We start from the raw sequence: 19,377 nt of genomic DNA, 5'->3' as shown, positions 1-19,377 counted from the left end.
ACGCCGGCTGCGTCCGGCGGGGGAGGGCCGCCCGCCGGAAACGCCTATGTCATGCCACCTCGCGGTTCATCAGGTCCGCCCGCCGCATCGAGAGCGCGCGCGCCCGCCGATCACGAGATGGTCGTAGAATTCGATTCGCGCGCTCCGGCACAGCATCGACAGCCCCCGCGTCGCGATCACGTCCGCCCGGCTCGGGCGGGGATCGCCGGAAGGATGGTTGTGGACCAGCAGCAGCCCCGTCGCCCCGCAGGCCTGCGTTCGCCGCAGCAGCGGGCGGCAGGCGGCGCGGATCGCGGCCACTCCGCCGGCGGTGCAGACCACCTGCCCGATCAGCCGCCCGTCTTCCCCGAACGGCAGTTCCAGCATCACTTCGCTGCGCAGGCAGCCCAGATGAGTCACCAGGGTTTCGAGTAACCGCCGCGATAACGGACGGACCCGGCTGCAACCCGGGACCAGTCCTGCCACGAGGGATCGCTGCCATTCCGCCGCTTGCGAGAGGCATGGAGGATCGTACCGACCGCCATCGCCAGCAAGACCAGGAACGTCGGAGTCCCGCGCATGACGGCGTAGACCGTGGGAGGAACCCCGATATCCGCCCACCGCGCGAAATGCGCGCTCAGGCTCAGAAGCTGCAACGACGCTGCCCATATCGGCCAGACTCTCCGCGCCTGAAGGGCAAGGGCGCCGAAGCCGGCCGCCCCCACCGCATCCGTCAGAAACGAAAGCGGGTCCACACTGGTGAAACCACTGGGCAGCAGGCTTTCCCCGCCCAGTTGCAACAGCACCATCGCCAGGATCACTCCGGCGCCCCAGCGCTCCGGCCCGCCGCCCCTCCACAACGAGAAGGAAACCGCCAGGACGAGCACCAGGAAGAATGCCTGCTGTTCCGTATTCTCCAAATGCACCCCCGCCAGCGATCAGGCCGCCGCCATCGCAGCGGTCCGGGCCGATTCATCCGTGTCGACCATATTCTTTTCCGGGCAGCGGATGGGGATGTCCATCGTCTCGGCAAGTTTCGAGAGGTCGCCGTGCGCCCGCACCAGTTCGGAGCGCGCCTCGATCAGGCTGCGCTGCATGTTGGCGACGCGCGCCATCGGGCGCTGGCCGAGATGCGCCACGTTATCGGTGGCCACGCGGGCACGGGCGATTTCGGCGAGAAGTTCACCCGCCTTGGCGAGCAGTTCGTCCATGTCGTCCTCAACCGACCGGATGCTGCGCGCGATCCGCAGGCTGGCAATTTCGGGTGTCATCGATCAAGCTCCTCGGGCCTCGGGGCCCACTGTCGGAAAACGGCTGTCGGAAAAACGAAGGCTTTCCCGAAAGCCGGTCAGCCGGAGCGTGTCAGAGCAGTTTTCCCAGAGCCTGGGCGATCGCCAGCGTAGCCGCCAGGGTCACCGCCATCATCAAGGCCAGTACGAAAACCGCCGCTACGCGCCCCACCCTTCCGAATTTCGCATCGAAAGCCTCCAGTCCCACCGGCTCTGGCATCCGGGTGTCGAACCAGTCCGGGTGACGGGCCATGGGCCTGGCATCGGAAAGGACGAAAACCGGATCGATCGGCAGATCCTGTTCATCGTCATCACCCTCGCCGCCTCCTGCGTCGATACGGGAAAAGTCATATGTGGATTTGCCACATAGCTCCACGAGCCGGGCATAAAGGCGGGCGGTATCCTTGCGGTTGACGGTGCCCCACTTGTCGCGCACCGCGGCGATGCGCTGGTCCACGGTATTGGGGGCGATGCGCAGTTCCCTGGCGATTTCCTTGGTCGTGCGGTGCATCGCCAGCAGATCGAGCACCTCGACCTGCTTCGCCGTCAAGTTTTCCAACAACCCTGTCGCTTCGGAAGCGTCGGCTACGTCGTGCACGTTTGCCCTCAATTTGCGCATTCGGCGCACTATACTGAACTTATCTATAGGTAAAATTACATTAGCCGTGAAGTTGGGAATTATCCGACTTAATATCAACTGGCAGATTCACCTTCGCCGCCGCACGAGGACTGGTGCGATTCGGTCCCGGGCAAGATCAGTCCTGCGTCCTGGCGGGCTCGGCAAGCCGATGCTTCTTCATGCAATGGCGCAACTGGTCGTAAGTCAGCCCGATCGCGCTCGCCGCGCGCCGCTGGTTCCAGCGATGACGCTCCAGCGCCTCGACAAGCAGCCCGCGCTCGTATGCCTCGACACTGGCCCGCAATCCCGCCCCCGAAGGCACGGATGAGGGCGAGGGCGAGGGCGAGGGCGAGGGCGAAGGCGAAGACGAAAACGAAGGCGTGGGCGGAAGCACGGGTTTGCCAACATCCCCATCCGCCACCGGAGCGGCGGACGGCCGCGCTTCGGCCGAAGGCAGGCGCCACGGGTTCTCGAAGGGGTCGAACACGATCCGGGCGATCGGTTCATGCTCATTGCCCCAGCGATAGACCGCACGCTCCACGACATTGCGCAGTTCGCGCACGTTTCCCGGCCAGGCATGGGCTTCCAGAACGGCGACGGCGCCGGGCGTGAAACCAGGCCACGCCTCCCACTCCAGCTCGCTTGCCATGCGCCGCCCGTAATAGTCGGCAAGTTCGTAGACATCCCCTTCCCGCGCCCGGAGCGGCGGCAGGTTGATGACCTCGAAGCTGAGCCGGTCCAGCAGGTCGGCACGGAACCTGCCCTCTTCGGCCATCCGCGGGAGATCGGCATTGGTGGCCGCCACCACCCGCACATCGACCTGCACCGGCCGCGAGGCGCCGATCCGCGCGATCTCGCCATATTCGACCGCGCGCAGCAGCCGCTCCTGCGCGGCCATCGAAAGCGTGCCCAGCTCATCGAGGAACAGCGTGCCCCGGTCGGCCTCCTCGAACCGTCCGGCCCGCGCGCGGACAGCCCCGGTGAACGCGCCGGCCTCGTGCCCGAACAGTTCCGCCTCGATCAGGGTTTCCGGCAAGGCCGCGCAGTTCATGGTGATGAGCGGCTCCCCCCAGCGGGGGGACAAGTGGTGGAGGCGCTGGGCGATCAGTTCCTTGCCGGTGCCGCGCTCGCCGATGACGAGCACCGGCCGCCGCACCGCGGCCGCACGGCTGGCGCGCTCCACCGCATCGAGAAAGGCCGTGGACTGGCCGATGAACTGAACGTCGCGTTCCATTCCCGAATATTAGCGAAATTTCCCATTCATTGGCAATTCATCTTTTGCAGGCGCGCACCGCAAGTCCCTGAAATCGCAGAAATCCGCCCTCTGCGCAATTTGGCACGCCCCTTGCGATGTGAAGGACAAATTCAACGCGACCCGAAGCAAGGACTTGAAAACATGCCTTTCCACGAAGCCAGCATCGCCGACCGCAAGCAGGCCAGCTTCCAGCAGGCCGGTTCCGGGACACGCAGCAAGCTTGACTGGGCGGTCATCGCCGCCGTGCTCGCCATGGGCACGCTGAACCTCGCCGTCATGAGCGACCAGTTCGCCACCAAGGCTCACGCCGCGGCGCCGATCTGCGGAGTTCCGCTGCAGTGAGCAGGCTCGACGCGGAAATCGAAATCCTGCAGAACCCGGCACCGGACGCGCCGGCATTCGGCGCCGGACGCGCTTACCGGTTCGATCAGGGCTCCTCGGGCCCGGGTTACAGGGCCGCCAGTTTCAATCGTGCATTCAATGCCGCCTCGATCAAAGGAACCGCCAGGATGGGCATCTTCTCCCGCACTCGCGACATCATCGCCGCCAACTTCAACGACATGCTCGACAAGGCGGAAGACCCGGGCAAGATGATCCGCCTCATCATCCTGGAGATGGAGGAAACCCTCGTCGAGGTCCGCACCAGCAGCGCGCGCACCATCGCCGACCAGAAGGAACTGCGCCGCCACGTCGGCAAGCTCGACAAGCTCCAGGCCGACTGGGGCGACAAGGCCCAGCTCGCGCTGAGCAAGGACCGCGAGGACCTTGCCCGCGCCGCCCTGCTCGAACGCAAGAAGGCCGCCGAGATGGCCGAACAGCTCCGCACCGAGATCGCCGTGCTCGACGATGCCCTGCGCGCTTACGAGGAGGACATCGAGAAGCTCCAGAACCGCCTGCGCGAGGCCCGCAGCCGCCAGTCCTCGATCGCCGCCCGCTTGCAGAGCGCCGAGAATCGCGTCAAGCTGCGCACCCTGCTGTCCAGCGAGCGCGTGGACGAGGCGCTGGTCCGCTTCGAACAGCTCGAACGCCGCGTCGACTATGCCGAAGGCCGCGCCGAGGCGATGAGCCTGTCCGACAAGCGCCAGCCCTCGCTCGCCGATGAAATCGCCGCGCTCGAGGATGGCGACAGGATCGATGCCGAACTCGCCGAGATGAAGCGCGCCATGGGCGCCGGCAAGGCGACATCGGAATAACAGCGGCGCACCTGGCATCCCGGCAGGTGCATGCCGCCCGCGAAGGGCCATGACCGGGAAAACGGGGACAGCCGGACCTGAAGGGACGGCAGGCCTCACCAGCGTCATCGGCGGCGGCCCGGCCAGGTCCGGGGTCAGCCGCAAGGGGAAAGGGAAAACCAGTGTCACGCGGACAATTCTATCTCGACAAGTCGAACGCCAAGCTCGCCGGCGTCTGCTCCGGTATCGCCGACTATACCGGGGTCGACACGCTCTGGATCCGCATCGCGGCCGTGATGCTCACCTTCTTCGTCTCCTTCGTGACGATCCCGATCTACATCGCGGTCGCCGTGCTGGCGGACAAGCGGCCGATGAGCCTCTACAGCGAGGACGAGGAAGAGCGCCTGCTGCGCCGCATGGAACGCCGCCGCAACCGGCAGGGCTTCGGCCATAACCTGATGCGCGGCACCTCCGGCCGTTCCGCCCTCAACCGTTCGGGCCACTTGCGCAGCGAACTCTCGGACATCGACCGCCGCGTCGCCGAGATGGAAGCGCACTACACCAGCAGCAATTCGCGCCTCGCCGCCGAAATCGACAGCCTGCGCTGACAGCCGCACGGGCAACAGGGACACCATTATGGAAGACTCGATCTGGGCGCTCATCCCGCTGGCACCGTTCATCATCGGCGGCTTTGCGATCTGGACGCGCCACCAGCGCAAGATGGCCGAACTGCAGGTCCAGGCAACCGCCGAGAAGGCCGCGCAATACGCCTCGCACTCGAAGGAACTGGAAGAGCGCGTGCGCGTGCTCGAACGGATCATCACCGACGGCAGCTACGACACCGCGCTCCAGATCGAGGCGCTGCGCGACATTCGCGAAGTGGAAAAGCGCGATGTGGAGAAGACCGCCGGGGAAAAGGCGACCCGCCAGTGAGCTTCGGGGACTTCATGGGGCTTGCCGCAGTCATGGCCAGCATGATCGCGATCTCCGCGATCCTTGCCGGGGCCTACAAGCGGCGGCTCGCCTTCCTCGAACGCAAGCTGGAGATCGCGGCGGGGCAGTCCGCCCGGATCGCCGCCGAACAGGCCGCCCGCCACGCCACGCATAATGCCGGGATCGAGAACCGCCTGCGCGCGCTCGAAACCATCATCACCGACGCGCTTGGGACACCGCGCGCCAGATCGAATCCCTGCGCACCGCCGACGGCGAGCCGCGCGCGAACTGAACAAGGGAACCTGACGGACATGGCTCTCGACTATGCAACCCTGGAAGTGCTCTCCCCGGTGATCGTTGCCGCCACCGCGCTGGGCGTGGGCGGATGGATCTTCAACAACTGGCTGCGCATGCGCCACGGCTATCCGCTGGAAAACTCCTGGGGCAAGGCGATCTATCCCAAGAACGACGGCGAGGCGCAGGCGCGGGTGCAGCTCCTAACCCAGGAAAACGCCCAGCTTCGTGCCGAGATCGGCTCGATAAAGGACCGCCTCGCCAGCGTCGAACGGATTGTCACGGATCAGGGTTATGATGTAGCGCGCCAGATCGAAGGCCTGCGGGAAGCCCGCAACGGGATCGGCCACGAGGTGACGCAATGAGTTTCTGGACTGCCGTAGTCGTCATTTTCGCGATAGCCTCGATCACGTGGCTGCGCGCGCAGAAGCTGAGGGGCGAAAAGCCGGGCTTCCGACTGGACGACCACAGCGAGCGCGAACACGAACTGGAGAGCGAGGTCGAGAACTTGCGCAAGCGTATCGCCGTGCTCGAACGCATCGCCACGGACGACCGCCGCGAAAGGGATCTCGCGCGCGAGATCGACGCGCTCCGGGATTGACGCCGCCGGGCGATCCGGGGCCGATCTTGACAAATTTAACCAAATAGGTTATAACCCCGGCCCATCCGTTCGGCCCGAAGCGCAAGGGCCAGCGGTGTGTCGGGTCGGCGCAGGGAAGCCGGAAGGCGCGGGCATCCGCCTCGGCCAGGCACCCCTCCGTCCGACCGGACCGGTTCATCCGCGTGCCCGGCCCGCCGCTCCCAAGCCGGAGCGGTTTCCCGGACCACCCTGGGTCGAGGCCGACGCGAGCCCCGCGCCGTCGCACCCGAACCGTTCCGACAGGGCCGAGCCGGACTGGCATTGCCGCTATCCGGCCATTCGCAAGAGCAGGCAGAACTCCCGCCCGGTCTTCCACAGACGGGCATCCCTCGCCGGCCCGATGTTCATCAGGCTTTACGGGGCTTCCCCCTTACGGCGTTACCCCGCATTCGCCAGCGGGTGCATTGCCATGTCTTCGGTCCGGGCCTGCGGTTCGGGTCTGCGGTCCGGGCCCGCCGCGCTCAGGGAACCCGCGCGTCCAGTTCCGCCAGCCACACCGCCGCGCTGGCATCGGACGGGGCGCGCCAGTCTCCGCGTGGGGACAGCGCGCCGCCGGAAGAGACTTTCGGCCCGTTCGGCACGGCAGAGCGCTTGAACTGGCTGAAGGCGAAGAAGCGCCGCAGGAACTTCTCCAGCCAGGACCGGATCGTGGCGAGGTCGTATTCGTTCCGGCGATCCTCCGGGAAGCCTGCGGGCCACGTCCCCGCCGCCGCATCGCGCCACGCATGGAGCGCGAGGAAGGCGACTTTCGAGGGCTTCTGTCCGAAGCGCACGAGGTGGTGCAGGAAGAAGTCGTTCAGTTCATAAGGCCCGATCTTCGCCTCGGTGCTCTGGATCGCGCCGTCCGCGCCTGCCGGCACCAGTTCTGGCGAGATCTCGGTGCCGAGGATAGCGAGCAGCACCTCCTCGGTCTCCGCGCCGAACTGGTCCGTCGTCGCGCACCAGCGGATCAGGTACTGGATCAGCGTCTTGGGCACGCCCGCGTTGACCGTGTAGTGGCTCATCTGGTCACCAACGCCGTAAGTGCACCAGCCCAGCGCCAGTTCGGACAAGTCTCCGGTGCCGATCACGAAGCCGTCGTGCTGGTTGGCGAGGCGGAACAGGTAATCGGTGCGCAGGCCCGCCTGCACGTTCTCGAAGGTCACGTCGTAGACGGGCTCGCCGTTCGAGAAAGCGTGGCCAATGTCCTGCAGCATCGTCGTCGCCGCGGGGCGGATATCGATCTCCTCGGCAGTGATGCCGACGGCGTTCATCAGCTTCCAGGCGTTGGACTTGGTGCCGTCGCTGGTGGCGAAACCGGGCATCGTGTAGCCGCGAATGAAGGTGCGCGGCAGGCCCAGCCGGTCGCAGGCGCGGGCGGCGACGATCAGCGCATGGGTCGAATCGAGCCCGCCCGAAATGCCGATCACCATGGACTTGGCGCCCGTAGCCTCGATCCGGCGCATCAGGCCGTCGACCTGGATGTTGAACGCCTCGTAGCAGTCGGCATCCAGCTTGTCGGCGCGCGAGGGCACGAAGGGGAAGCGCGAGACCGGGCGGATCAACCCGATGTCGCCGCCCGCCGGAGCATGGCGGAAAGGCACGGTGCGGAAAGTCTCGTCGGGATTGCCCGCCACTTCGGCCGCGTCGTTGAAGGTCGGCACGCGCATCCGGTCCATGACGATGCGGTCCACATCGACGTCGGCGATGCACAGTTCCGCCTCCAGCGAGAAGCGCTCGCTCTCGGCCAGCAGATCGCCCAGTTCGTAGACGATGCCCTGCCCGTCCCAGGCAAGATCGGTCGTGCTCTCGCCGTGGCCGGCGGCAGAGTAGATATAGGCCGCCGTGGCGCGCGCCGACTGCGAGCGGCAGAGCAAGTGCCGTTCGTCCGACTTGCCGATGACGATGTTGGAAGCCGAGAGGTTGCACAGGATCGTCGCCCCGGCGAGCGCGCCGTGCGAACTGGGCGGGGTGGCGGCCCAGATATCCTCGCAGATCTCGATGAAGAAGCGGAAGTTGGGCAGCACTTCGGACGCGAAGACCAGATCGACGCCGAAGGGCACCTCCTGCCCGTTCACGCGGATGGTCTGGCCCTTCAGCGTCTTGCCGCTGGCGAACCAGCGCTTTTCATAGAACTCGCGGTAATTGGGCAGGTAGGACTTGGGCACCACGCCCAGCAGCCGCCCATGCGCGATGGCAAGCGCGCAGTTGTAGAGCCGCCCCTTGTGCGGCAGCGCCGCGCCGACCAGCAGCACCGGCGAGAGATCGACGCTGGCGTGGACGATTTCCGCCACGGCCGCTTCCACCGCCTCGATCATCGCCGCCTGCAAGTGCAGATCGTCGATGGCGTAGGAGGAGAGGCACAGTTCGGGGAAGACCAAGAGGTCCACATGCGCGTCATGCGCGCGCTGCGCCTCTGCCAGCACGGCGTCGCGATTGAAGGCGACATCGGCGGTGCGGACCTTGGGCGTGGAAGTGGCGACGCGCACGAAGCCGTGTTCGTGCGCCGAGAAGAATGAATGGGAATAAAAGGGATGTGCACTCATGGGCAAATCCCTGACAGGATCGGAAGCGAGAGGCAACTTCCCCTTGCCCTCCCCCGCGCCGCGCTTAAATGGCAGGTCATGCGCAGCCTCGACGACATCCGCGAAGAATACGAGTTTTCCGAAGGCGATGAACGCTATCGCCTGCTGATCGGCCTCGGCGCCGAACTCGATCCCATGCCCGACGCGCTGAAGACGGACGCCACCAAAGTGCGCGGCTGCTCGGCCAGCGTCTGGGTCTATCCGATGGCGCAGGACGACGGCACGCTGCACTTCCTGGCAGACAGCAATGCCGCGATCACCAAGGGCATCGTCTCGCTGGTGATCTCCGCCGTGCAGGACAAGCCCGCCGCCGAAGTGGCGGAAACCGACATCGCCGCCGCGCTGGAACCGTTCGACCTCAAGAACCAGCTCTCGTCCAACCGCACCCAGGGCGTGCCGAACATGATCGCGCTGATCCGCGAGACGGCGGCGCGCTACGCGACCCAGCAGTCTTGAAGCGGCTCGGCCGCCCTCTGTGGATGGCGGCGGGCCTGTTCTTCGTGGCGCTCGGCACGATCGGCATCTTCCTGCCGGTGATGCCCACGGTGGTGTTCTACCTGCTGGCGGCGGCATGCTTCGGCAAGAGCCATCCTGAATGGGCCGAGCGGCTCTACAACCACCCGCATTACGGCCACAACTTGCGCGAATGGCGAGACCGCCGGGCGATCAGCCGCAAGGGCAAGGTCTCCGCGATCCTGGCGATGAGCGCCTCGATCCCGTTCACCTGGTTCACCGTGGGCTGGCCCTGGGTCCTGATCCCGGCGGCGGTGCTGGCAACGATCGGCCCGTGGATCTGGACGCGCGCCGAATAGGATCGCGGCGCTAGCGCCGGTCCCTGCCATAGACGTCAGTCAGCAGTGCCACGCCGGACCTGGTCGCCGTGGCCGTAAGATAGGTGAGGTAGACCGGCACCGGCGCCGGCATCACCACTGGCTGTTCCGGCCCCTTGCCGTGCCGGTCGAAGGCCTTGCCCATCATCCAGCGGCCGAGCTTCTCCGCATCGTCGAGGCGGATGCAGCCGTTGCTGAGGTGGCGGTCCTCCTTGACCAGCAGGTCGCGGTTCGGCGTATCGTGAAGGTAGATGCCCTCGTCGTTGGGGAACAGGTACTTCACCTTGCCCATCGAATTGGCAGGACCGGGCAGTTCGCGAATGCGCAGGTCCACCTTGCCGTCCTGCACCGCCCGCCAGTCGATCGTCGCCGGATCGACGACTTGCGGATTGGCGCTCCAGTCCGACAGGACTTCCATGTTCATGGACTTGAGCGTGCGGCCGGAGAGTATCTTGCGGGCGACGTTGTCACGCGTGAGGTAATCCGGGATATTCCAGTAGGGGTTGAAGATCGCCCAGTTGATGTAGCCTGCCAGCATCGGCGTCTGCGTCTTTTCGGCGCCCACCACGACCCGCATGGTGCCGACCATCCTGCCGTTCTGGTAATACCACAGCCGCGCGGTCGCCGCGTCCACCACGATATGCCGGACCGCCGCAGAGGGCAGCACGCGGGCGCGCTCCAGATTGAGCCGCACGACCTCGATCGTGCGCTCGTCGGCACCTTTGTTTTCGGCGGCGCGCAGCAGGTCTCGCATGCGCAGGTAGTGCGGGCTCATCCAGCCCATCCCGCCGACATAGGCGCCGAAATCGTTCAGCGCCGCAACCCGCAGGATCGCATCGTCGGCCAGCTTCGCCGGGGCGAGCCCCTTGCCGACATAAGTCATGCCCACGTTCCCGGCCTTGCGCATGTCGCGCACATAGCGCGCAAAGGCGCTGGACAGCGCAACTTCCGCAGTGGCCACGTCCTCGGGCCCGCCGCGATTGGCCTGCGAGATCGCCTCGCGCAGCTTGTCCGGGCCGTAGCGCGAGGGCTTCAGGCCATCCAGTTCCGCCTCGTCGAGATAACGCAGGAACGCCTGTGCATCCGCGCCGATGCGGCCCTTGCTGACCCAGACCGGCTGGAAACCACGGCCCTGGTAGAACTTCGCGATCTTTCCGCCAGCTTCATGCCGGATCGCCAGCGCCGTAGCCATGGCCCCGGCACCGGTGGTTCCGGCTCCGGAGGCAGCGGCCCTGACCGACGCGGACTTCGCCGCGCCTGCCTTTACGCCTGTTCTGGCCGGAGCAGCCAGAGCCGTCGATATCAAGCCCGGACCGATGGTCAGGATGGCCAGGCCGAACAGCGCGGCCCCGGTCTGGCCGCAGGAAAACTGGCGGAAATTCATCGTGTGCTTGCTTCGCCCTCAGCCGCGTTCACCGGTGCGGGTCGGAGCGGGCGGCGGCGGAGGCGGCGGCGTGTAGTTCGGGTGATAGATGCCGTCGGATGTGTAGTAACCGTCGATGATGCCGTCGCCATCGCGGTCGGCCGCGACGGATCCGGGAACGGCGCCGGGCGGCGGCGGCGGAGGAAGCGATTCCTTCTTGCTCGCGCATCCGGCCAGGGCGATGCCCCCCGCTGCGGCGAGAATGATGAGTGCTTTTTTCATGCGATGTCCTCCCGGTTCGTGTCCGTGTCGGAGCTTGGGAGAGGCGGGACTGTCGCAGCTCCCGTTGACACCCTGTCACGCTTATCGGGACTGCGAATCAGGGAAATAGCGCGGCGAGCGGCGCAGAGACGAATGGTGGCACTTTCGCGCCGGATTGCGCGAGCCCCTGAAAAACGCCGATTTTGATAGTGTACGCCAGATTAACAGGGTGCCCGGCGGCATGGCACGCGGACAGAAGCCCCACCCTTCAGCGTTCGTCCACGGCCTCGCGAAGCACGGCGATGCCGCGCTGGCGCTGCTCGCGCAGTTCGCGCTTCAGCACGGCCGGGTCCCGCGCGATCACGAAACCGAAACTGACCCCGCCTTCCTTGCCCACCGTGGCGTGATGAAGCTTGTGCGCCTGAACAAGCCGCTTGGCATAGCCGCGCTTGGGCACCCACCGGAAATAGCGCTGATGCACGAGCCCGTCATGGATCAGCGTGTAGATCACGCCGTAGATCAGCACGCCAAGGCCGATCCAGGTTCCCGGCTCCCAAGCCCCCTCGCCCATCACCAGCGGCGATCCAAGCGCGAACATGCCGATGGAAATCGCCGCGCCGAACAGCGCGAAAAGGTCGTTCTTTTCCAGAAAGCCGTCGTGCGGCTCGTGGTGGTCGCGGTGCCAGGCCCAGCCGAAGCCATGCATCACATACTTGTGACTCGCCCAGGCGACGAATTCCATCGCGGCGGCGGCGGCAAGCACGACAAGGCAGGCGGCAAGAATGGACATGGACCGGCTTCTAGCCTGTCCTCGCGCGCTTGTCAGGTCCGGCGTCGGGCCCGGGGGTCAGGTCCGGCGTCAGGCGGCCTATCCGGAATGCAGATGCAACCGCGAGAGCGCGGGGCCATCGCGGCTGCCCTGCATTCCTTCTTGTCTTTCAGGCTACCCTCTCCCTTCGGGTCGCCCGGCTCGCTTACCGGAGCAGAGCCGCGACACTTAGTTACAAATGCCGACAGGACTGTGACGTGTCAGTCTTCTCCCGTTCATGTTCGCAGCACTAAATCTGAATGCACGGAACAAGACCCGGAAAGAGAAGGAAAGTCCCATGCGCAAGATCGCCCGTTTCATCGCTCCCGCCCTCGTCGCCGCGCTGGGTATCTCGGCCATCGCACCCGGCATCGCCGAAGCCGCGCCGCGCCACGAAGCCGCCCGCTACACGCCGAATCGCGAAGCGAAGATCCGCTCGGACATCGCAGGCCTGCGCAGCCAGATCGACCGTGCCGCCGCGCGCCGCACGATCAGCCAGCGCGAAGCGACCGGCCTGCGCCGGGATGCCGCCGAAATCCAGCGCCTGCACGCCAGCTACGCGCGCGGCGGACTGAACCCCCGCGAGATGCAGACGCTCGAAAGCAAGATCAATCGCGTACACGCCGCGCTCCACGCGGAACGGAACGATCGCAACGGCCATCGCCGCTGAGCAAATAGCTCCAGTTGATCGCCCAGCGAATAATGTTGCGCGAAAAGGCGCGCCGGTTCCCCTTGAATTGCGGGTCCGGCGCGCCTAATCGCGCTTTCACCATGACAACGAAACCGCGCACCCTCTACCAGAAGATCTGGGACGCCCACGTCGTCGACACGCGCGACGACGGTACCAACCTCATCTATATCGACCGGCACCTCGTCCACGAAGTGACGAGCCCGCAGGCTTTCGAGAGCCTTCGCGTGGCCGGACGCCCGGTGCGTCGTCCCGATCTTACCCTTGCGGTTCCCGACCATAACCTGCCGACCACGGCCCGCAAGGACGCGGCAGGGCATGTGCTGCCCATCGCCGATCCCGAAAGCGCGCAGCAGCTTGCCGCGCTGAAGAAGAACGCGCCCGCCTTCGGCATTCGCTATATCGACGCCACCGATGCCGAGCAGGGCATCGTCCACGTCGTCGGCCCCGAGCAGGGCTTCTCGCTGCCCGGCGCCACGATCGTCTGCGGCGACAGCCACACCGCCTGCCACGGCGGCATCGGCGCGTTGGCCTTCGGCATCGGCACCAGCGAGGTCGAACACGTCCTCGCCACGCAGACCCTGCTGCTCAAGCAGTCGAAGAGCTTCGAAGTCCGCGTGGACGGCAAGCTGGGCGCCGGCATCACCCCCAAGGACGTGGTGCTCCACATCATCGGCGTGATCGGCACGGCGGGCGGCACCGGCTACGTCATCGAATTCCGCGGCAACGTCTTCGAGGAAATGTCCGTCGAAGGCCGCCTGACCGTCTGCAACATGGCGATCGAAGGCGGCGCCCGCGCCGGCCTGATCGCACCGGACGAGACCACTTTCGCCTATGTCCAGGGCCGTCCTTACGCGCCCGAGGGCGAGGACTGGGACAAGGCCCTGGCCTGGTGGAAGAGCCTCGCGACCGACGAAGGCGCAACTTTCGACAAGACCGTCTCGATCCGCGCCGAGGATATCCAGCCGACCGTCACCTGGGGCACCAGCCCCGAGGACACGTCGGCGATCGGCGGCTTCGTGCCCGCACCGGAAGACTTCGCCGATGCCTCCAAACGCGACGCGGTCAAGGTCAGCCTCGAATACATGGGCCTGACACCCGGCACCCGGCTCACGGACGTGGAAGTGCAGAACGTCTTCATCGGCTCGTGCACCAACAGCCGCATCGAGGACATCCGCGCCGCTGCCGAAGTGCTCAAGGGCCGCCACAAGGCCGACAACGTGAAGTGGGCGATCGTCGTCCCCGGCTCCGGCCTCGTCAAGGCGCAGGCCGAGGCCGAGGGGCTGGACAAGATCATCATCGACGCGGGCCTCGAATGGCGCGAACCGGGCTGCTCGGCCTGCCTCGCCATGAATCCCGACAAGGTTCCGGCAGGCGAGCGCTGCGCCTCGACCAGCAACCGCAACTTCACCGGCCGTCAGGGCCCCGGCAGCCGTACCCACCTGATGAGCCCCGCCATGGCCGCCGCCGCCGCCGTGACGGGCAAGCTCACCGATGTGCGCGAACTGGTAGGATAAGCACGACATGTCCAACGATCCCGAAAACAACCTCGCCAGCAAGGCCGCTCTCGCCGCCGGTGCCGCTATCGGCTCGGCCGCGATCGCCGCTGCCCTGCTCTTCGTGAAGCGCCGCAAGGCCCGCGCGAACGAAAAGCCGCTGCATCCCGAACAGGCCCCCGAGACCGATTGATGCAGGCGATCTCCCACGTCGCCGGGCGGGCCATCCCGTTCGGCCGCAAGAACGTCGACACCGACGTCATCATCCCGGCGCACTGGCTCAAGACCATCACCGCGAAGGGCTCGGCAAGGGCGCGTTCGAGGCGGTGAAGAAGGAACCGGGCAACATCTTTGCGGACCCCGAGTTCGCGGGCGCGCCGATCCTGATCGCGGGCGACAACTTCGGCTGCGGCTCCAGCCGCGAGCACGCCGCCTGGGCTCTGCTCGACATGGGCGTGACCTGCGTGATCGCGCCGAGCTTCTCGGACATCTTCTCGGGCAATGCCTTCAAGAACGGCATCCTCACCGTGGCACTGCCGCAGGAGGCGATCGACCGTCTGATGGAAGTGGCGCAAACCGATCCGATCGACATCGACCTTGAAACGCAGACCGTCACCACGCGCTTCCAGGACCGCTACAGCTTCGAGATCGATCCGTTCCGCAAGCACTGCCTCCTTGGCGGCCTCGACGAAGTGGGCCTGACCATGGCGCAGGGCGATGCCATTTCTGCGCACGAGGCCAAGGCGCGCAACGAGCTGCCGTTCCTGGCGAAAACTCCCGCAACCGTGTGACGCGGCCGTCGTCCCGGACCCGGTCCGGGACGCGGTAACGCAAATCGGCATTGCCCCCGTCCGCTTCGCACCCTATCGGCAGGATAAAGCCCTAACCGAGGTTGTCCGAATGACGAGTTTCCAGGATCGCGAGCGCGCCGAAGAGGCCAAGTTCGTGCATGATGCCGACACCCAGTTCCGCATCCAGGCGCGCCGCAACCGCCTGCTGGGCGAATGGGCGGCCGTCCGGATGGATCTCTCCACCGCCGAGACCGAGGCTTACGCCAAGGCCGTGGTCCAGGCCGACTTCGAGGAAGCCGGCGACGAGGACGTGATCCGCAAGCTGCTGGGCGACCTTATCGCCGCGGGCGTCAATGCTTCGGAAGGGGAAATCCGCGCCGCGCTCGAAGCCAAGCAGGTCGAGGCCCGCCGCGCCTTCCTCGGCGAAGCGTAAGTCGAACGAAAAGGAACCCCGCCATGGCGATGTCCGCCAGCGAAATCGAAGCCATGATCCGCGCCGCCCTGCCCGATGCTTCGGTCGAGATCACCGATCTTGCCGGAGACGGCGACCATTATGCCGCGCGCGTGACCAGCGCCGCCTTCGCGGGCAAGCCCCGCGTCGCCCAGCACAAGATGGTCTACGAAGCCCTGGGCGGCCGCATGGGCGGCGTGCTTCACGCCTTGCAACTCACCACCGCCGTTCCCAACTGACTTGTTGGCACAGTTTGAAGGTACTCTGAAATGTCCGACGTCAACGCCCGCATCGGCGAGATTGTAAAGAACAACGACATCGTCCTCTTCATGAAGGGCACGCCGCTGTTTCCGCAGTGCGGCTTTTCCAGCCGGGCGATCGCCATCCTCGAACAGCTCGGCGCCCCTTACGAGAGCGTCGATGTTCTGCAGGACATGGAAATTCGCCAGGGCATCAAGGCCTATTCCGATTGGCCGACGATCCCGCAGCTCTACGTGAAGGGCGAATTCGTCGGCGGCAGCGACATCATGATGGAGATGTACGAGGCTGGCGAACTGCACCAGCTCTTCATCGACACCGGGCTCGCGACCCAGGGCTGATCGCCGGGCGCCTCCAGCGCTTCCGCGAAACAGGCATTCCGAACGCCCGGGGGAAACCCCGGGCGTTTTGCCGTTCATGGCGCGCGTCCGCGCCTTGTCCGGCCCGTTGCAGGCCTTCGCCCTGGCGATGTTGGGAACCGAATGCTCGGGGAGGCGGGGCCGGGAGACATTTCGGCCCCGCCTCGGTCGAGACTACTCGAGGTACCTTTAAAACAAAGCATGACCCGTGCCAGTTCCCGATTTCCTTGAAATTCCGGGATTTCCCTGCACGGCCGGCCATCCTCCAGCAGCATGACTGTAAAATTGAGCGACACATCCTGCCGCCCGGCCGGCAGGACAATTCCGCTTGCCTCCCATGGCACCCCGCGCGAATGCCATGGGATGACGGTCTACACTCCCAGCAACGAACCGATGCCGGCGGACGGCCCCAGCGTAGTGCCAGCAGCCACACTCGTGATCTTCCGCCGGCCGGCAGGGGAAGCAGCCGGGCAACCGCCCGAACTGCTGATGGTCCAGCGCGCCCGCGAAATGCGCTTCGCCGGCGCGCCGCCGTCTTTCCGGGCGGACGGGTCGATCCGGCCGACCGCGATCTGGCGGCAAACCTCATGCCGGACGCGCCGATCGAACTGGCCGCCGCGCGCATCGCCGCAATCCGCGAGACGCTGGAGGAGACCGGCCTGATGGTCGCGGTCCGGCAACCGGTAAGCGCGCCCGCTGCGGCGAAAGCACGGCACATGCTGCTGAAGGACGGCCGCCTCGCCCCGGTCCTTGCCCAATTCGGCTGGGAGCTGGAGCCTGAGCGGCTCACGCTCTATGCACACTGGTGCCCGCCGTGGGACAAGGGTTTCGATACGCGCTTCTTCGTCACCGATCTCGGGACCGGCGCGGTGGACGTTACCGTGGATGCCACGGAGAACACCCGCCTGTTCTGGACCAGCGCCTCCCACGCCATCGACATGGCGGATCGCGGGGAAATCTCGGTCATATTCCCCACGCGCCGCAATCTGGAGCGCCTGGCCCGCTTTGCGAACCACGACGATGCGCTGGCGGACATCGCCCGGCATCCGGTCGAACGCATCCATCCCCGGATAGAGCTGGTGGACGGCGAGGAATGGCTGATGATCCCGGACGGCCACGGCTATCCGGTGCGGGGCCAGGTCAAGGCCAGCGCCGATCGCGGTTGACCTGCAGGGTGCGCAGGGAACGCTCGAGGTTCCCCGCGCACCTCGCCGATCCGGTTCGCCCCGTCAGGCCGGCTCGGGCGCGGCCGAGGCGTTCGGCCCCTCGATCTTGCGGCCACTCGCCCCGTAAAGCCCCAGAGCGATAGCCAGGACGAACAGGGCCACCATGGCCTTGATCGCCAGATCGTAGCTGCCGGTCAGCGTGAAGGCCTTTGCCGATCCGATCACCGCAAAGGCAACGAAGGGCAGACTGATCAGGGAATTGAGACCGAACCCGCGGCTGTAGCTCGCCTGTCCGAACGTGTCGGAAAGCCCCCTCCCCAGTGTCGGGATCGCGCCGACGCCGTGCATTCCGATCAGCGCCACCGCAACGGCGGTGAAGGCGAAAGGCGGGTGCAGCAACAGGAGCGCCCAGAGCAGCGCGCAATCGAAGCCGATCAGCGCCAGCGAACGCCCGCCGCCGATCTTGTCCGCAAGCCAGCCGAACAGCACCGACCCCGCGATCCCGGCCAGCGACATGATCGACTGGAGCTGCGCCGATTCGGCACGGGAGAAGCCCCAGGATTCGCCCATCGGCACCAGAAGCGATCCCAGCAGCACCGAACTGGTCATGCTCGCCACCGCCGCGATGCACAGCGCCCAGAAGCGCGGCCGGGCCAGCAGCTGCGCGACGCTGAACGAACCGTCCGACGTGCGACGGTCAGGCGAGACGGGCGCAGCGGTTTCGAGGCCGGGGGGATGGTCGATCGTCAACAGGCAAAGCGGGATCATCACGGCCCCCGCAACGAGGCCGATGGCAAGATAGAGCGTGCCGGGCGCGAAACTGTCGAGCGCCTCATGCAGCAGCCAGGGCATGATCGCGATGGCGACCGGCAGATGCACCACGCCCAGCGCAAGTCCGCGATTGCGGTGGAACCAGCGCGTGACGAGCGTGGCCGGCCCGACTGAGCCCGCCAGACTGAGCGCCGGACCGAAGAACAGGCCGTAGGCAACGAGGTAGAGAGCATAGCTTTGCGTGAAGGCCAGCATCATGTAGCCGCCCACCGTCAGCAGCGCGCCCGCCAGAAGAAGCAACCGCAACGACACCCGGGCCATCAGCACGCCAACGAAGGGCGCCAGCAGGCAGGACCCGACCAGCACCAGCGGAATGCCGGCCGCCGCCGCTTCCGCGCTCACACCGAGCCGTTGCTCCACCGAAGCGAGCATGATCCCGAAGGAGCCCATCACGGTGCCGATCACCAGATTGTGCGAAACGCCCGCGATCACGCCCATGCGGACGGCAAGCGGATGATTTGGAATATCCGGCGATTGACCGGGTGCATGTGCCATGGCTCTCTCCCAAGAGACGAAGGTGCCGGCTTTGCGCCGGACATTATGTCCCGGGGAGGATACGTGGCCCTGTGATGCTGACGAGGAGATTGGCCGAGGCCCGGCAAGATACCGCCGGGGCGAACCAGGCACCGCTCAGCCGATGGCACGGCGCTCCGGCACGAACGTGGGGTGGAGCCGAACCAGATGCTCGATCACGGAGCCGAAGAGCGGGCGATCGAACTCGATCCCGGCGAAGTCGCCGCTGAGCCAGCGCACGATGCCGGTCATGCCTGCCAAACCCTGGGGCCGGATGACGACACGGCTGCCCACACACAGGAAAGGCGCCGCGATTCGCACGCAGCATCCCTCGGTCGAAAGGTCGGAAATCTCGCCCTCGTCGTGCAAGCCCCCCCCGTCGTGCAGCCCCCCATCGTGCAAACCATTGTTCGCTCGGCATTGTGCCGCCAGCGATATCGGCTGTCGTTCGGCGCGGCGCTGGAGGAAGGGGCGGTTCATGGTCTGCTTATGGCGCAAACCGGTTGACCAACCCTTAAGTGGCAAGGCCTGATCACGCCGGAGAAAGCGCCTCGTCGCCCTTCCCTTTTTCGGCCTTGGCGGCGAGCCTTCGGGCGAGGACGGCGCAGACCATGAGCTGGATCTGGTGGAAGAACATCAGCGGCAGGATGATCGCGCCCACCTGCGCTGCGGGAAACAGCACGCCTGCCAGCGGCACGCCGGTCGCCAGGCTCTTTTTCGAGCCGCAGAACAGGATGACGATGCGGTCTTCGTGATTGAAGCCCAGCAGCCTGCCCAGCACATTTCCCAGCACCATCACGAGCGCCAGAATCCCAAG

The 19,377-nt window shown here is 66.2% G+C and carries 27 protein-coding genes and 1 pseudogene; 16 read left to right on the top strand and 12 right to left on the bottom strand.

The window, feature by feature from the left end; translation table 11 throughout:
* Positions 1-69: 69 nt before the first annotated feature.
* The 5 genes from ADT71_RS31875 to pspF form a co-directional block, all read right to left on the bottom strand.
* Positions 70-399 (bottom strand): JAB domain-containing protein, encoded by a 330-nt coding sequence (locus ADT71_RS31875; protein ID WP_054434776.1) that lies wholly within the window; start codon positions 397-399, stop codon positions 70-72.
* The gene (locus ADT71_RS31870) at positions 396-899 is read right to left on the bottom strand and encodes a hypothetical protein (protein WP_132469148.1); all 504 of its coding nucleotides are present in this window, start codon (positions 897-899) and stop codon (positions 396-398) included. Before ADT71_RS31870 ends, ADT71_RS31875 begins: the two co-directional genes overlap by 4 nt.
* An 18-nt stretch (positions 900-917) precedes the next feature.
* A complete protein-coding gene (locus ADT71_RS02440) occupies positions 918-1,250 on the bottom strand; it encodes a hypothetical protein (protein WP_054434772.1) in 333 nt (110 codons plus the stop codon).
* Positions 1,251-1,341: 91 nt separating this feature from the next.
* Positions 1,342-1,866, bottom strand: coding sequence for a helix-turn-helix transcriptional regulator (locus ADT71_RS02435; protein WP_231635497.1), 525 nt, complete (start codon positions 1,864-1,866; stop codon positions 1,342-1,344).
* A 157-nt stretch (positions 1,867-2,023) separates the two neighbouring features.
* Positions 2,024-3,121, bottom strand: a complete 1,098-nt coding sequence (gene pspF, locus ADT71_RS02430) for a phage shock protein operon transcriptional activator (protein WP_054434768.1) — start codon at positions 3,119-3,121, stop codon at positions 2,024-2,026.
* Positions 3,122-3,283: 162 nt separating this feature from the next.
* On the opposite strand from pspF, the gene ADT71_RS02425 reads away from it, so the two are divergent.
* From ADT71_RS02425 to ADT71_RS02400, 6 genes are all read left to right on the top strand, one after another.
* Positions 3,284-3,484 (top strand): hypothetical protein, encoded by a 201-nt coding sequence (locus ADT71_RS02425; protein ID WP_054434766.1) that lies wholly within the window; start codon positions 3,284-3,286, stop codon positions 3,482-3,484.
* The gene (pspA, locus tag ADT71_RS02420; protein WP_054434764.1) at positions 3,481-4,335 is read left to right on the top strand and encodes a phage shock protein PspA; all 855 of its coding nucleotides are present in this window, start codon (positions 3,481-3,483) and stop codon (positions 4,333-4,335) included. The genes ADT71_RS02425 and pspA overlap by 4 nt, the downstream gene beginning before the upstream one ends.
* Positions 4,336-4,496: 161 nt before the next feature.
* Positions 4,497-4,922: a PspC domain-containing protein gene (locus tag ADT71_RS02415; RefSeq protein ID WP_054434762.1), complete on the top strand. Its 426-nt coding sequence runs from the start codon at positions 4,497-4,499 to the stop codon at positions 4,920-4,922.
* A gap of 28 nt (positions 4,923-4,950) precedes the next feature.
* Positions 4,951-5,247, top strand: a complete 297-nt coding sequence (locus ADT71_RS02410) for a hypothetical protein (protein ID WP_054434760.1) — start codon at positions 4,951-4,953, stop codon at positions 5,245-5,247.
* Positions 5,244-5,906 (top strand): hypothetical protein, encoded by a 663-nt coding sequence (locus ADT71_RS35390; RefSeq protein WP_369818152.1) that lies wholly within the window; start codon positions 5,244-5,246, stop codon positions 5,904-5,906. The genes ADT71_RS02410 and ADT71_RS35390 overlap by 4 nt, the downstream gene beginning before the upstream one ends.
* Positions 5,903-6,142, top strand: coding sequence for a hypothetical protein (locus ADT71_RS02400; protein ID WP_054434758.1), 240 nt, complete (start codon positions 5,903-5,905; stop codon positions 6,140-6,142). The genes ADT71_RS35390 and ADT71_RS02400 overlap by 4 nt, the downstream gene beginning before the upstream one ends.
* 500 nt (positions 6,143-6,642) lie before the next feature.
* On the opposite strand, the gene ADT71_RS02395 is transcribed toward ADT71_RS02400, so the two are convergent.
* Positions 6,643-8,706 carry an NAD(+) synthase gene (locus tag ADT71_RS02395; RefSeq protein WP_054434756.1) on the bottom strand — a complete coding sequence of 688 codons (2,064 nt, stop codon included), beginning with the start codon at positions 8,704-8,706 and terminating at the stop codon, positions 6,643-6,645.
* Positions 8,707-8,784: 78 nt separating this feature from the next.
* Here ADT71_RS02395 and ADT71_RS02390 point away from each other — a divergent pair, with 78 nt between their 5' ends.
* Positions 8,785-9,201, top strand: coding sequence for a SufE family protein (locus ADT71_RS02390; RefSeq protein WP_054434754.1), 417 nt, complete (start codon positions 8,785-8,787; stop codon positions 9,199-9,201).
* Positions 9,198-9,557, top strand: a complete 360-nt coding sequence (locus ADT71_RS02385; RefSeq protein WP_054434752.1) for a YbaN family protein — start codon at positions 9,198-9,200, stop codon at positions 9,555-9,557. The genes ADT71_RS02390 and ADT71_RS02385 overlap by 4 nt, the downstream gene beginning before the upstream one ends.
* Before the next feature lie 10 nt (positions 9,558-9,567).
* Here ADT71_RS02385 and ADT71_RS02380 read toward each other — a convergent pair whose 3' ends face one another.
* The 3 genes from ADT71_RS02380 to ADT71_RS02370 form a co-directional block, all read right to left on the bottom strand.
* A complete protein-coding gene (locus tag ADT71_RS02380) occupies positions 9,568-10,959 on the bottom strand; it encodes a L,D-transpeptidase family protein (RefSeq protein ID WP_054434750.1) in 1,392 nt (463 codons plus the stop codon).
* 18 nt (positions 10,960-10,977) lie between these two features.
* Positions 10,978-11,220, bottom strand: coding sequence for a hypothetical protein (locus ADT71_RS02375; RefSeq protein ID WP_054434748.1), 243 nt, complete (start codon positions 11,218-11,220; stop codon positions 10,978-10,980).
* Positions 11,221-11,467: 247 nt separating this feature from the next.
* A complete protein-coding gene (locus ADT71_RS02370; RefSeq protein WP_054434746.1) occupies positions 11,468-11,989 on the bottom strand; it encodes a sterol desaturase family protein in 522 nt (173 codons plus the stop codon).
* Positions 11,990-12,305: 316 nt separating this feature from the next.
* On the opposite strand from ADT71_RS02370, the gene ADT71_RS02365 reads away from it, so the two are divergent.
* From ADT71_RS02365 to ADT71_RS02335, 8 genes and pseudogenes are all read left to right on the top strand, one after another.
* On the top strand, positions 12,306-12,677 hold the full coding sequence (locus tag ADT71_RS02365) for a hypothetical protein (protein WP_054434780.1): 372 nt from the start codon (positions 12,306-12,308) through the stop codon (positions 12,675-12,677).
* A 101-nt stretch (positions 12,678-12,778) separates the two neighbouring features.
* Entirely contained in the window at positions 12,779-14,212 is a 1,434-nt protein-coding gene (gene leuC / locus ADT71_RS02360) for a 3-isopropylmalate dehydratase large subunit (protein WP_054434744.1), read from the top strand.
* A 7-nt stretch (positions 14,213-14,219) separates the two neighbouring features.
* Positions 14,220-14,384, top strand: a complete 165-nt coding sequence (locus ADT71_RS31865; protein ID WP_165913233.1) for a hypothetical protein — start codon at positions 14,220-14,222, stop codon at positions 14,382-14,384.
* A pseudogene (gene leuD / locus ADT71_RS02355) lies at positions 14,384-14,982 on the top strand (3-isopropylmalate dehydratase small subunit). The gene ADT71_RS31865 and the pseudogene leuD overlap by 1 nt, the downstream one beginning before the upstream one ends.
* Positions 14,983-15,091: 109 nt before the next feature.
* Positions 15,092-15,415, top strand: coding sequence for a DUF1476 domain-containing protein (locus ADT71_RS02350; protein ID WP_054434742.1), 324 nt, complete (start codon positions 15,092-15,094; stop codon positions 15,413-15,415).
* A gap of 23 nt (positions 15,416-15,438) precedes the next feature.
* The gene (locus ADT71_RS02345) at positions 15,439-15,672 is read left to right on the top strand and encodes a BolA/IbaG family iron-sulfur metabolism protein (RefSeq protein ID WP_054434740.1); all 234 of its coding nucleotides are present in this window, start codon (positions 15,439-15,441) and stop codon (positions 15,670-15,672) included.
* A 30-nt stretch (positions 15,673-15,702) separates the two neighbouring features.
* Complete coding sequence (gene grxD, locus ADT71_RS02340; RefSeq protein ID WP_054434738.1) at positions 15,703-16,032, top strand: Grx4 family monothiol glutaredoxin; 330 nt, start codon at positions 15,703-15,705, stop codon at positions 16,030-16,032.
* Between the two features lie 605 nt (positions 16,033-16,637).
* A complete protein-coding gene (locus ADT71_RS02335) occupies positions 16,638-17,216 on the top strand; it encodes an NUDIX hydrolase (RefSeq protein ID WP_369818151.1) in 579 nt (192 codons plus the stop codon).
* A 63-nt stretch (positions 17,217-17,279) separates the two neighbouring features.
* Here the strand turns inward: ADT71_RS02335 and ADT71_RS02330 are convergent, their stop codons facing one another.
* From ADT71_RS02330 to ADT71_RS02320, 3 genes are all read right to left on the bottom strand, one after another.
* Positions 17,280-18,542 (bottom strand): MFS transporter, encoded by a 1,263-nt coding sequence (locus tag ADT71_RS02330; protein WP_054434735.1) that lies wholly within the window; start codon positions 18,540-18,542, stop codon positions 17,280-17,282.
* A 135-nt stretch (positions 18,543-18,677) separates the two neighbouring features.
* A complete protein-coding gene (locus ADT71_RS34825; protein ID WP_255351599.1) occupies positions 18,678-18,812 on the bottom strand; it encodes a hypothetical protein in 135 nt (44 codons plus the stop codon).
* A 280-nt stretch (positions 18,813-19,092) separates the two neighbouring features.
* Positions 19,093-19,377, bottom strand: a 285-nt coding sequence (locus ADT71_RS02320; protein WP_197282888.1) for a bile acid:sodium symporter, incomplete at its 5' end; no start/stop codon positions are given.

The organism is Novosphingobium sp. ST904, assembly GCF_001298105.1.
Taxonomy (GTDB): Bacteria; Pseudomonadota; Alphaproteobacteria; order Sphingomonadales; family Sphingomonadaceae; genus Novosphingobium.
The sequence above is the reverse complement of the archived record's forward strand: the minus strand, read 5'-3'. Positions and strand labels throughout refer to the sequence as shown.